At 70.2% G+C, this 12,146-nt stretch carries 11 protein-coding genes; 4 read left to right on the top strand and 7 right to left on the bottom strand.

Annotated elements, in window-relative coordinates; translation table 11 throughout:
* The coding region (locus HLA95_RS20445; RefSeq protein ID WP_222184346.1) for a hypothetical protein at positions 1-187 on the bottom strand (187 nt) is incomplete at its 3' end.
* Between the two features lie 77 nt (positions 188-264).
* Between HLA95_RS20445 and HLA95_RS20450 the strand changes: the two genes are divergently transcribed.
* Positions 265-669, top strand: a complete 405-nt coding sequence (locus HLA95_RS20450) for a response regulator (protein ID WP_222184347.1) — start codon at positions 265-267, stop codon at positions 667-669.
* Positions 670-690: 21 nt separating this feature from the next.
* Here HLA95_RS20450 and HLA95_RS20455 read toward each other — a convergent pair whose 3' ends face one another.
* The 6 genes from HLA95_RS20455 to HLA95_RS20480 all read right to left on the bottom strand — a co-directional run bounded on the left by HLA95_RS20455 (position 691) and on the right by HLA95_RS20480 (position 8,393).
* Complete coding sequence (locus HLA95_RS20455) at positions 691-1,419, bottom strand: response regulator transcription factor (protein WP_191059312.1); 729 nt, start codon at positions 1,417-1,419, stop codon at positions 691-693.
* Positions 1,420-1,435: 16 nt separating this feature from the next.
* Positions 1,436-1,804 carry a response regulator gene (locus HLA95_RS20460; protein ID WP_191059311.1) on the bottom strand — a complete coding sequence of 123 codons (369 nt, stop codon included), beginning with the start codon at positions 1,802-1,804 and terminating at the stop codon, positions 1,436-1,438.
* Positions 1,801-2,445: a response regulator transcription factor gene (locus tag HLA95_RS20465; RefSeq protein ID WP_191059310.1), complete on the bottom strand. Its 645-nt coding sequence runs from the start codon at positions 2,443-2,445 to the stop codon at positions 1,801-1,803. Before HLA95_RS20465 ends, HLA95_RS20460 begins: the two co-directional genes overlap by 4 nt.
* The gene (locus tag HLA95_RS20470; RefSeq protein ID WP_191059309.1) at positions 2,442-6,281 is read right to left on the bottom strand and encodes a PAS domain-containing protein; all 3,840 of its coding nucleotides are present in this window, start codon (positions 6,279-6,281) and stop codon (positions 2,442-2,444) included. The genes HLA95_RS20465 and HLA95_RS20470 overlap by 4 nt, the downstream gene beginning before the upstream one ends.
* A 433-nt stretch (positions 6,282-6,714) precedes the next feature.
* Entirely contained in the window at positions 6,715-7,380 is a 666-nt protein-coding gene (locus HLA95_RS20475; protein WP_191059308.1) for a nitroreductase, read from the bottom strand.
* A gap of 77 nt (positions 7,381-7,457) precedes the next feature.
* Positions 7,458-8,393: an MBL fold metallo-hydrolase gene (locus HLA95_RS20480; RefSeq protein ID WP_191059307.1), complete on the bottom strand. Its 936-nt coding sequence runs from the start codon at positions 8,391-8,393 to the stop codon at positions 7,458-7,460.
* A 331-nt stretch (positions 8,394-8,724) separates the two neighbouring features.
* Here HLA95_RS20480 and HLA95_RS20485 point away from each other — a divergent pair, with 331 nt between their 5' ends.
* From HLA95_RS20485 to HLA95_RS20495, 3 genes are all read left to right on the top strand, one after another.
* Positions 8,725-9,936 (top strand): NAD(P)/FAD-dependent oxidoreductase, encoded by a 1,212-nt coding sequence (locus HLA95_RS20485; protein ID WP_222184349.1) that lies wholly within the window; start codon positions 8,725-8,727, stop codon positions 9,934-9,936.
* A 121-nt stretch (positions 9,937-10,057) separates the two neighbouring features.
* Positions 10,058-10,819 carry an SDR family NAD(P)-dependent oxidoreductase gene (locus HLA95_RS20490; protein WP_191058160.1) on the top strand — a complete coding sequence of 254 codons (762 nt, stop codon included), beginning with the start codon at positions 10,058-10,060 and terminating at the stop codon, positions 10,817-10,819.
* A gap of 501 nt (positions 10,820-11,320) precedes the next feature.
* Complete coding sequence (locus HLA95_RS20495) at positions 11,321-12,145, top strand: metallophosphoesterase family protein (protein WP_191058161.1); 825 nt, start codon at positions 11,321-11,323, stop codon at positions 12,143-12,145.
* Position 12,146: the final 1 nt, after the last annotated feature.

Raw genomic sequence — 12,146 nt, forward strand, 5'->3', positions numbered from 1 at the left:
CGCGGTCAAGCATGGCGCCCTGTCCGTGCCGGGCGGCCGGGTGCGGATTGGCTGGACGCTCGGCGGTGCGGTGGGCGACCAGCACCTGGCGCTGCGCTGGCGGGAGGAAGGCGGGCCGACGGTCCAGCAGCCGGTCGCCCGCAGCTTCGGCACCCGGCTGATCGACGCAGCGGCACGCGATCTGCACGGACGGAACTCACCTTCGCAACCAACGGTTTGCAGGCGGAGATCAACCTGCCGATGCGCTGAGCATCAGGAGGACCGGTGCCCGACGGGGCGGGTTCACATGCGCCATCACCCACGCCTCTGGTGCTGGTGGTCGAGGACGAGTTCCTGCTCGCCATGGAGCTGGAGGCCATCATCCTGGCGCAGGGCTGGCGGGTGCTGGGGCCGGTGACCAGCGTCGAGGAAGCGCTCGACCTGCTGGGCACCCGGCTTCCGGACGTGGCCGTGCTCGACGTCAACCTCCACGGCGTGATGGTGACGCCGGTGGCGGAAGCCCTGGCGCGGCACGACATCCCGTTCGTGCTGGTGAGCGCCTACCAGCCGTCGCGGCTCCAGGGTAACGCCGTCCTGGCCGGGGCGGTCAATATCGGCAAGCCCGTCGGCGCGCGCCGCCTGGTCCGAGGGATCCTGCAGGTGATGGGGCAGGACGGCCCGACGAGCTGACGGCGGTGCCGCCGCTTGCACTCACCCTGCGCAGGCAGCCTGGCGCTCGGGTGGAACCGGCGACCCGGCCCGCTCCGGCCTGCCCTCGTGGCGCTGCTCCAGGGGCAGCCCTTGCCAGATGCGGATGAGATCCACGATCGACCTGGCCTGCAGCTTGCGCATCACGTTGCCCCGATGGACCTTCACCGTGACCTCCGCGATGCCGAGGTCGAAGGCGATCTGCTTGTTCAGCCGACCCCTGGCCACTTCCCGGAAGACCTGCCGCTCGCGCAGCGTCAGGGCCTCGAACTGCCGGGCAAGCTGATCCGCCCGCCGCAGCGCCGCACGGTCGGCCCGGTCCTGCTCGAGCGCGCGGGCGATGGCATCGAGCAGGGCTTGGTCCCGGACCGGCTTGGTCAGGAAATCCACGGCCCCCGCCTGCATGGCCTGCACCGTCATCGGGATGTCGCCGTGCCCGGTCAGGAAGACGATCGGCTTGCGCTGCCCGCGCTCTGCCAGGTGCCGCTGGAGATCCAGGCCGCTGGCACCGGGCATGCGCACGTCGAGGACGAGGCAGCCCGGCCGATCCAGTTGCCCCGATGCCAGCAATGCCTGCGTGGCGGCAAAGCAGACCGGGTGCAGCCCGACCGAGCGGATGAGCTCACTCAAGGCTTCGCGGACCGCGCGGTCGTCATCCACCACCAGGACGACGGGCTCCATCCCGGCGGGCTCTGCCGACGCCAGGGTCTGCCTGGACGATTGCTGCACCATGTCTCCTCTCCCGGGCTCATTGAGCCAGGCTCTTCTCCACGGCCGCCAGCAGGAGCTGGCCATCGATGGGCTTGCGGAACAATGCTGCCGCCGCCAGGGCGGCCCTGCCCGGCTGATCCGCGATCTCGTGGCGGCCGGTCACCATGAGGACGGGCAGGTCCGGGCGCGCCCGGGCGACCGCGTCGCGAAGCTGGAAGCCGCCCATCTCGGGCATGCCGATATCCGTGATCAGGCAGTCGAGATCGGCCAGTCCCGCCGCCAGGAAGGCCTTGGGCGAGGCATAGGTGCGGACCGCGTAGCCTGCCGACTCCAGCAGGTTCTCCAGCGATTCCAGCAGCCGGCTGTCATCGTCCACGACCGCGACCGTACGCCTGGGGCTGCTCACGCTTCCCTCTTTCCGCGACGCGAATGGGTGACGGGGATCCGCAGCCACAGGGCGATCCGCACGAGATCGGCGAGCGAGTCGGCCCCCATCTTCCGCAGCACGTTGCGCTTGTGCACCTGGAGCGTCACCTCGCTGAGCTTCAGTTCGGCGGCGGCCTGCTTGTTCAAGAGGCCGCTCACGATGAGCGGCAGGACCTGGCGCTCCCGGGGCGTCAGCATGGCGTATCGCGCCCGGAGACGTTCCAGCTCCGCGCGCTCGGCGCGGATGCGCCGGTCCTGGGCCAGGGCGGCCTCGATGGCCGCCATCAGCGCTGTGTCGCTGCAGGGCTTGGTCAGGAAATCCACCGCCCCGTGCCGGATCGCGCGCACCGAGGACGGGATGTCGCCATGGCCGGTGAGGAACACGATCGGCGGATGATCGGCGCCGGTCAGCTCCGCCTGCAGGTCGAGTCCGTTGATGCCCGGCAGCTCGACGTCGAGGAGCAGGCAGGCCGGCACGGTGGGCGTGGCCGCGCGCGCATACTCCTCCGCCGAGACATAGACCGCCACGCGCATGCCATGGGCCACCAGCAGCTCGCCCAGCGCCTCGCGCGCGCGCGCGTCGTCCTCCACGATCAGCACGATAGGTGCCTCTGCCGTCATGGGGGTTCGGGTGCCTCCATCGGCAGGGTGAAGGCGAAGGTGGCGCCGCCCAGCTCGTTGCCCTCGACCCACAGGCGCCCGCCATGGGACTCGACGATCGAGCGGCAGATCGCCAGGCCCATCCCCATGCCGGTCGGCCGCGTCGTGAAGAAGGCATCGAAGACCTTCTCCGGATGCGGGACGCCCGGCCCGTTGTCGCTCACCTCGACCCGTACCGCCGCGCCGTCGCGCACGGCGCGGATGCCCAGGCGCGGCTCCGGTGCCTGGCCTTCCATCGCCTCGATCGCATTGCGCATGAGATTGACCAGCACCTGCTGGAGTTGGACCACGTCGAACGGGACCGCCGGCAGGTCGGCGGCGACGTCGGTCGTGACGCCGACCCGGGTTTGTGCCGTCCGGTCGCCGAGCAGCCGCCCGACATCGGCGACGAGGTCCCCGATCGACCCGCGATGCCGGGGTGCCGCCGCCTGCCGGAACAGGGCACGGATCCGGCTGACCACGTCGGCGGCGGCGTTCGCGTCGCGGATGATCCGCTCGACCGTGGTCCGGGCCCGGTCCAGGTTGGGCGGCGTGGCGGCCAGCCAGCGCTGGCAGGCCTGGGAGTTCCAGACCACCGCCGCCAGAGGCTGGTTCACCTCATGAGCGATGGAGGCGGAAAGCTCGGCCAGGCTCGCCGCCTGGCCCGCACGTGCCAGGCGCTCCTGCGCCAGCCGGAGGTCCTCCTGCGCGCGGACCTCGGCGTCGATGTCGAGGCAGATCACGTTCCACTGGACGATGGCCCCGTCGGCGTTGCGCATGGGCGCGGCGCGCGTCTCGACCCAGCGATAGGCGCCGTCATGGCGCCGCAGGCGGTGACGGCGGGCGTAAGCCTCGCCCGTCTGCAGGCAGCGTGCGTAGTCCTTCCTCACCGCAGCGAGATCGTCGGGATGGACGCCTGCGTCCAGCGTCTGCATCAGGCGCGGCCCGTCCGTCCCGGTCAGCTCCTCGGGCTCATAGCCCAGGAACGCGCGGAGCTGCTGGCTCCGGTAGACCGGCTCGCCATCCGGCGCCGTGCAGTCGATCATGGCCGGCAGGGTTTCCACGAGCTGCCAGAGGAACCGCTCCCGCTCGCGCAGGGCCTCCTGCGCCTGCATCTCCTCCTCGATGTCGATCGAGGCGATGTACCATTGCACGATCTGGCCATCCGCATCGCGCAGGGCCTGCGCGCGCGCCTCGATCCAGCGGTAGACGCCATCGCTGCAGCGCCGGCGGAACCGGTTCACGAACGGCAGGCCGGTCCGAAAACCATCCAGCGCCCGGCGAAACATGACCGGCAGATCGTCCGGGTGAGCGACATCCCGCGCCAGGGTCTCGAAATCTCGGATGGGTCCCGGCGGCCCGACGGTGTCGAGGTATCGCCTGCTGGCATAGGTCAGCCTGCGGGAAGGATCGAAGCTCAGGATGTTGATGGGCATCGCGTCGATCATCTGCTCCAGTTGCTGCTTGCTCTGCCGCAGCGTCTGCTCGGCCAGCACCTGATCGTCGATGTCGTGGCAGAGGCCGTACCATTGCGTGATGCGGCCAGCCTGATCCCGCATCGCTTCGGCACTGGCTGCCATCCAGCGATACACGCCATCGGCCCGACGCATGCGCCAGTTCATGGAGAAGCGCTCGCCGCTGGCCAAGGAGCGCTCGAACGCTGCCGCAACGGTGGCACTGTCATCCGGGTGGATGATGGCCTCGGTGATGGCGGCCAGCCGGCTCTTGCCCGGCCGGTCCGCGCCCGAGACGTCCAGTCCCAGATAGTCGACGAGCCGCTTGTTGAAGAACACCGGCATGCCATCGGCGGTGATCCGCCACAGATAGCTCGGGACCATGTCCACGAGCTGCGACAGCTCGCGTTCCCGGTCGCGCACGGCCGCTTCCACCCGCTTGCGTTCGGTCAGATCGAGAATGTAGGCGACGCCCTGCCGGGACTGGCCATCGAAGCAGGCAGCGCCGATCAATACCGGCACCCGGCTGCCGTCCTTCCTGAAATACTCCTTCTCGCGGGCCTGCATCTTGCCGGTCGCCGCAAGCTCCTGGGCCTCCTCACGGGCATGCACTTCCTGCCATTCCGGGGGCGTGATGTCGAACCAGCGGATCCCGGCCGTCACGTCCGCCCGGTCGTGCTGGATCATGCGGAGGAATGCGTCGTTGGCGTCGATGAGCCTGCCGTCCAGGTCCCAGATGACGATCCCGATGATGTCCGAATCGACCAGTCGCCGGATCCTGGCTTCGCGCTCCGCGATGTCGGCGTAGAGGCGCATCTGGTCGTCGATGTCGTGGCTGAGGCCGAACCACTGGACGATGCGCCCGCGCTCGTCCCGCAACGGCTCGGCGCGGCCCGACATCCACCGGTAGTCGCCATCGGCTCGGCGCAGCCGATACTGCATGGCGAAGGCTTCGCCCGTGGCGAGGCTCTGGTGCAGGGCCGCCTCGAACCGCGCCGCGTCGTCCGGATGGATGGAGTCGATCACGGCCTGCAGCCGGCCCGTGCCGGCGACCTGCATGTCGAGGAAATCGACCATCCGCTTGTTGAAGAAGATCGGCTCCCCGTCCGGGTTCAGCCGCCAGATCTGGCTCGGAACCATGTCGACGAGCTGCGAGAGTTCCCGCTCCCGGCCGCGAAGCTCGTCCTGGGCGCGCATGAGCTCCTCGATGTCGATGAGCACGCCGTACCACTGCACGATGTTGCCTTCGGCATCGCGCAGGGCCTGGGCGCGCCCCTCCATCCAGCGGAACACGCCATCATGGCGGCGGACACGGCATTTGCACAGGAACGGGTCGCCCGTGCGCACGCAGCGCGCCAGCTCCGCGTGAACGTCCCGGCTATCCGCCGGATGCACGAGCAAGGCGGCCGCCCGGGCGAGGCGGGTCGTCCTGGGATGGTCGAGATCCTCGACGCTCATGCCCAGCCAGCGGACCAGTTGCTCGCTGTAATAGGAGGGCTGGCCATCGGGCGAGAGGCACCAGATCATCGCGGGCACCGCGTCGACCAGCCGCTCGAGCTCCTGCTCGCGGAGCCGGAGCGCCTCCTCCGCCCGGACCTGGTCGTCGATGTCGTGGCAGACCCCGTACCACTGCAGGATGCGCTCCGCATGGTCCCTCAGCGGCTCGGCCCGGCTCGACATCCACCGGTACGCGCCGTCGAACCGGCGCAGCCGGTAGCGCAGCGCGAACGGCTCGCCGGTCGCCAGGCTGCGCCGGAGCGTCGTACGGAACGCGGGCGCGTCTTCGGGGTGGACGGCGGCGAGCAGGGCTTCCAGCCCGACGGGCGGCCCGCTCGTGATCTCCGGCCCGAGATAGTCGGACATGCGCCGGTTGAAGAATGCCGGCTCGCCGTCGGGCGTCAGGCGCCACACATGGCTCGGCGCCATGTCGACCAGTTGCGCGAGCTCCCGCTCGCGGTCGTGCAGCGCCTCCCGCTCCAGGACCGCCCCGTACCAGCCGACGATGCGGGCCTCGGCGTCGCGCACCGGCCGGCCCGAGCAACGTCGCCACCGATAGGTTCCGTCCGCGGCGCGCAGGCGATGGGTCACGTCATAGGCATGCCCGGTCTGCAGGCTCTGCCGCCAGGACATGGCCGCCGCCTCGTAGTCTTCCGGGTGCAGCAGCGGCTTCCAGCCGAGTGCCGGGTCCTCGGGGTTCGTATCCGGCACCTCCCACCCGGCAGCCGGCAGGCCCAGCACGCCCGGGGTGGCGTAGAGGAACCGGCCGGCGGCGTCCGTCGCCCAGGCATTGCCGACCACCTCCTCCACCAGCCTGGCCGCCCGCGCCGGCTGGTCGTTGATCGCGTCGGTTGCGACGGACAGCATACGCTACGCCCTCCTGTGGAGGTCGCACCCATGGGGGCTGTGACCTCCGCCAGACTAGCACCGATGCCGGGCTGGGCACCGTGCCAGGCCACAGGATAGGGGAGCAGCGAGTCGCGGGCACCCTATGGAAACCGATAGGCTGCCCGGAGCAGTGCCGGATCGAGCCTCACGGGCTCGGCAAGTCCGGGCGCAGCATCCGGGATCGCACCTGCCCGGAGCCGGACCTTCGGCCGGCCGTGGCTCGGACATGGTGGACCGGGACGACGGATCAGCCTGCACCAGCTGATCCGATGGGATCTTGTGCATGCTACTTCTCTCGAAGCGGGTGGTGTCCGTGCCATTCCGGGAGCCGGGTGGCCCGTACTGCAGAGGCTTGCTGCCTCCGCAGTACGGTTCCGGCCGATCCCGTCCAGGTCACCTCCGGGCCGTGCATCTAGCCGTCGACGAACGTGACCATCTCGTCGAGCGGAGCGCGGCCCGTGCGAGGGCTGTTCACCATGGGGTCCTCGTACCCGATCGACATGCCGCAGAAGAAGATGAGCCCGTCCGAGGGTGACAGAACCTCCGCGACCGTCGCGCGAACCTGCGACCATGCCATCTGCGGGCAACTGTGCAGACCTTCGGCGCGGAGCAGCAGCATGACCGTCTGCAGATACATGCCGACGTCGGCCCATTGGGGCCGCCCCAGGTCACGGTCGAGGTAGCAGAACAGGGCTGCGGGCGCGCCGAAACAGTTCCAGTTGGCGATGGCCGCCCGCTGGCGCGCCTCCCAGTCCTCGCGCGCAATGCCGAGCGCGCTGTAGCGCTCCTTGCCGAAGGCGGATCGCCGCTCCCGGTACGGGGACTTCAGCACGCGCGGGTACATCTCGTACTGCCGCTCGTCCCAGGGATCGCCATGGGCCACGCGCTCGATGGCGCGCGTCTTGAGCTCGGCCAGCGGCGCGCCGGTCAGCACGTAGATGTTCCACGGCTGGATGTTCGATCCGGACGGCGACCAGGCCGCGGCGGACAGCACGCGCTCCAGCACCTCCCTCGACACAGGCTCGTCCGTGAATCCGCGCACAGCCCGTCGGCTGGTGACGGCCTCATATACGTCCATGTCTGCCTCTCCACCCCCGGCGATCCGCTCGGTTCAAGACGATGCGGCCATCGGTTCGGCCCTGGCCCGGCAGGCGGTCAGTAGTCCCAGAAGGCCGGCACGAAGCGGAAGGCGTCGCCGGCTTTCGCGACCCGGCCGATCGACGGGAACGGCAGGTGGGTGGCCACCAGCATCTCGCCGGTCTCGGCCAGCTCCCGCAGGAGACGGACCCGGACGCGGGCCGCCTCCTCGGGGTCGTGCTCGAAGCCATTGTGCCAGTCGGGCTGGTCGAACCCGACCGCGAAGATGGCGTCGCCGGCAAAGGTCAGCCGCTCGCCGCCGGACTCCAGGCGGACCACGCTGTGCCCGGGCGTGTGGCCGCCGGTGCGACGGGCGATAACCCCCGGCGCCACCTCGCACTCGTCCTCGAACGGCCGCAGATGGTTGCGGTACTCCTGCCTGAACCGGCTGGCAGCCGCCCGGAGTGCGTCCGGGAAGCCCGGCGGCATGGAGGTGTGGGAGAAGTCCGGCGCTTCCCAGAAGCGGATCTCAGCGGCCGCCACGTGAATGCGCAGGTCCGGGCGCAGCCGGTCCTTCACCCCGTCGACGAGCAGCCCGCCGATATGGTCCATGTGCATGTGGGTGAGCACCACGTCGGTCACGGACGCGAGGTCGATGCCGGCGGATGCCAGTCGCTGGATCAACTGCCCGGCCCGCGGCAAGTGCAGGTCCGGGTCGAGCCCCAGTCCTGCATCGATGAGGATGGTCCGGCCGCCGCTGCGCACCAGGACCACGTTCAATGGCCAGTCGAACGCGTCCGGCGGCAGGAACATCTCGTCCAGCCAGGCCGCCCGGGCGGACGGGTCGGCATTGTGCGCCAGCATCGCGGTCGGGAGCGGCAGCACCCCGTCGCTGATCACCAGCACGTCGATCTCTCCGATCCGCAACGCATAGCGCGACGGCACCAGGTCCTTCGGCTCCGGCCCGGCGGGTTGCAGGCCCCCGGCAATTTGCAGGTTGTTGTGCAGGCTCATCTTCGTCTCCTTCTCCGCACCTTCACGGCATCGGCGACGCTACGTTCCGGCGCAGGTGCGATCGATTGAGCCGAGGGAGCGGACGAGCCATACCGCCGTATAGGTCCCGTCCTTCAGCCTGCCTGGAGGCCTCCGCGCGGCAGGAACGGAGCTGCGCCATGGCCTGAGCCCATGCACCCCCCATACGAAGGTCGTACCGCCCTGGCCGATCGGCGCAGTCCTGCTCGCCCGCCGTACAATGTCCGGCGCTGCGCCCATGCGTGCATCTCCCGTCCCCGGTCAGGCGGGCTGCCCGGACAGCGGCCGCCGTCACCGGATGGGAGAAGGGATCATGCAGCAGCGACTGGTCATCATCGGCGCCGGCTTTGCCGGCATGTATGCGGCACTGTCCGCCGCCCGGCTGCGGGACAGCCAGGCCGTGTCGCCGGACCGGCTGGAGATTGCCCTGCTGGCGCCGGAGCCGACCCTGGTGGTCCGCCCGCGGCTCTACGAACCAGGCCCGGAGCGCCTGACCGCGCCGCTGCAGCCGGTGCTGGATGCGATCGGGGTTACCTTCGTTCCGGGCACCGCCGATGCGGTCCGCCCAGGTGCCCGGCTGATCGACTACCGCAGCCCCGGCGGCACGGAGCGACAGCTCGGCTATGACCGGCTGGTCCTGGCCACCGGCAGCCGGCTGTTCCGCCCGGACATCCCGGGCCTGGCGGCGTTCGGCTTCAGCGTCGACAGCCTCGAGGACGCCATGGCGCTCGACCGGCATCTGCAGGGTCTCGCCCTGCGGCCGCGTTCGGGCGCGCGCGACACCGTCGTGGTCGCAGGCGGCGGCTTCACCGGGATCGAGGTGGCGACCGAGATGCCGGCCCGCCTGCGCGCCGTGCTCGGCCGGGATGCCCAGCCCCGCGTCGTCATCGTCCAGCGCGGCGCCGCCATAGCACCGGACATGGGTGCCGCCGCACGGCCGCACATCGAACAGGCGCTGCGGGAACTGCAGGTCGAGACCGAGCTCGATGTCGGGGTGGCCGCGCTGGACGAGGCCGGCGTGGTGCTGAGCGACGGGCGACGCATCGACACCCTCACCGTGATCTGGGCCGCCGGCATGCGCGCCGCACCCCTCACCGCCACGATCCCCGCCGAGCGCGACGATCTCGGCCGCCTGATCGTCGACCGCAATCTGCGCGTACCCGGCATTGCCGGCGTCTTCGCCACCGGCGACGCGGCGAAGGTGCCATGCGACGAGCTCGGCAACCACGCCCTGATGTCCTGCCAGCACGCCACGCGCATGGGCGCCTTCGCCGGGCACAACGCTGCTGCCGACCTGCTGGGCGTCCCGGGCCAGCCCTACCACCAGGAAACCTATGTCACCTGCCTCGACCTGGGCGAAGCAGGCGCGATCTTCACCCGCGGCTGGGACCGCGAGGTGGAACTGCTCGGCGCGGCCGCGAAGGAGCTGAAGCGCGAGATCAACACGGTCTGGATCTACCCGCCGCGCGCAGAGCGCACCGCCGCCCTGGCCTCCGCCGATCCGCAGCGCGTCACCGACCTGTAGGCCCTGCGCAACGGGCGACGACACCCTTGCGGCCTACGTCTTCGGCGCGGCCGCGGCCGCTTGCGCCCGTACCGCGACATCACTCTCCCCCCACAACAGTCGAATGCAACAAGGCCACGCCATGTCCATGCTGAACGAAAAGGTCGTCATCATCACCGGCGGAGGCTCGGGCATTGGCCGGGAGACCGCCCTGCGCTTCACTGCGCTAGGCGCGAAGGTGGTCATCACCGGGCGGCGCGCCGCAGCACTGGCAGCGACCGCAGCCGGGCATTCCGACATCGTCGGGCTGGTGGCCGATGCGGCAGACCCTGACGACGCGGGGCGCGCCGTGTCGGAGGCGATCGACCGCTGGGGTCGTCTGGACGTGCTGGTCAACAATGCCGGTGCGGGTGCCATCCTCCCGCTGGCGGCGGCCGCGGCGGCCGCGGCGGCCGAGATCGCGCGGATCCTCGCCGTGAACGTGCTGGGCCCCAGCCTGCTGGCGGCAGCCGCACTGCCGCATCTGGCGGCAGTGCGCGGCAGTATCGTCAACATCTCCAGCACGTTCGGCCATCGACCGGCGGTGAACCTGTCGCACTATGCCGCCAGCAAGGCCGCACTGGAGCACCTCACCCGCTGCTGGGCGCTGGAACTGGCGCCGCAGGGCATCCGCGTGAACGCAGTGGCACCTGGCCCCACCGAATCGGAGGCGCTGACCGGCATGATGAACCTGCCGACAACGCAGGCGGCGGCCGTCAGGGAGCAGGAGCGGCAGCGGATTCCGCTGGGACGGCGGGGCGAGGCGGGCGATATCGCCGCGTGGATCGTGCGGCTCGCCGATCCCTCGTCCGACTGGATCACGGGCCAGGTGATCGCCGTCGATGGCGGCCTGGGCCTCACCTGAACCGCTTGCCTGACCAAGCATCGATCGGGAGGAGCCCCATGCCAGCATGTGCCCTCCGGGTGCGAGCCACCGCCCAACAGGCCGAGGCGGACACTCGCTGCGCATCGGTATGGCTGAGGGATCCAAGGCCGGCAGCCGTCCTGCCCAGGCGGATGCCGGGTCAATTCAGTGCGCTGGACCAGCGAATCGCCGTGGTGCTGACCGCAGAACGCTAGGTAACCGGGCGGCTGGGTGCCCATGCCCTCACGCTCGCGTCCTGTGCGGCCGTACCCCTAGGCGGCAGATTCCACACGAGGACGGGCCACCATTGAGGTTGTCAGGACGTCCAGGCTCCTCCTAGGTTGCGGCGCGGCGGAAGACCGCGGACTGCGACAGGTGGATGGCGCGAACGTCGGGGCGCTGTGGGGCGTGGTGCCGGAGCGGCGCGATCCACGGCTGCGCTGATGGCTGGCTCCATCTGCCGTCGCACGATCATCCCTCAGAATCCTGGAACACCGCATCATGCCCCGGGTGCTGCAGATCTCCGACAGCCATCTGAGCAGTGGCAAGCCGCATTTCGCGGCCAACTGGCCGCCGCTGCGCCGCTGGATCGAGGCGCAGGACGCGGCACTGGTCGTCCATACCGGCGACGTCACGGTCGACGGTGCCGATCAGGAGGAGGACATGGAGCATGGTGCGGCCATGCTCCATGCGCTGAACATCCCGGTCATGGCCCTGCCCGGCAACCATGATGTCGGCGAGGCCGGCCATCCGCACCAGCCGGTCGACGGCCTGCGCCTCGCCCGCTGGCGCCGGCATTTCGGCCAGGACCATTGGCTGCGCGATGTCGGGGATTGGCGGCTGATCGGCCTGAACAGCATGCTGTTCGGCGAGGGCGGGCCGGAAGAGGCCGCGCAGCGCGCCTGGCTCGATCAGGCGATGGCAGGGGCGGGTGGCCGCCCGGTGGCCTGGTTCATGCACCAGCCCTTGTTCATCGCCGACCCCGACGAACCGGACACGGGCTACTGGTCGGTCAAGCCGGAGCCGCGCCGGGACCTGCTCGCTTTGGCCCGACGCTCGAACGTCCGGCTGATCGCCAGCGGTCATCTGCACAAGGCGCATCACGCGGAGGTCGCCGGGGTGCATCATGTCTGGTGCCCGGCCTCCGGCTTCCTGGTGGGCGCCGCCCTGCAGCCGGAACTCGCCGGCGATGCCCGGCTGGGTGCGGTGATCCTCGACCTGGAGGGGCCGGAGGTCTCCGTCACGGTGAGCGAGGTTCCGGGGCTGCAGGATCTTTGGATCGACGACGTGATCCATGAGGTCTATCCACCCCGGCAGGCAGCCTGAT

The organism is Geminicoccus harenae, from assembly GCF_019800005.1.
Classification (GTDB): domain Bacteria; phylum Pseudomonadota; class Alphaproteobacteria; order Geminicoccales; family Geminicoccaceae; genus Geminicoccus; species Geminicoccus harenae.

Bases quoted from the DNA above. Each gene is read 5' to 3' on its own strand.
- HLA95_RS20480 (WP_191059307.1), bottom strand. From the start codon at position 8,393: ATGAGCCTGCACAACAACCTGCAAATTGCCGGGGGCCTGCAACCCGCC.
- HLA95_RS20490 (WP_191058160.1), top strand. From the start codon at position 10,058: ATGTCCATGCTGAACGAAAAGGTCGTCATCATCACCGGCGGAGGCTCG.
- HLA95_RS20465 (WP_191059310.1), bottom strand. From the start codon at position 2,445: ATGACGGCAGAGGCACCTATCGTGCTGATCGTGGAGGACGACGCGCGC.
- HLA95_RS20470 (WP_191059309.1), bottom strand. From the start codon at position 6,281: ATGCTGTCCGTCGCAACCGACGCGATCAACGACCAGCCGGCGCGGGCG.
- HLA95_RS20475 (WP_191059308.1), bottom strand. From the start codon at position 7,380: ATGGACGTATATGAGGCCGTCACCAGCCGACGGGCTGTGCGCGGATTC.
- HLA95_RS20495 (WP_191058161.1), top strand. From the start codon at position 11,321: ATGCCCCGGGTGCTGCAGATCTCCGACAGCCATCTGAGCAGTGGCAAG.
- HLA95_RS20485 (WP_222184349.1), top strand. From the start codon at position 8,725: ATGCAGCAGCGACTGGTCATCATCGGCGCCGGCTTTGCCGGCATGTAT.
- HLA95_RS20455 (WP_191059312.1), bottom strand. From the start codon at position 1,419: ATGGTGCAGCAATCGTCCAGGCAGACCCTGGCGTCGGCAGAGCCCGCC.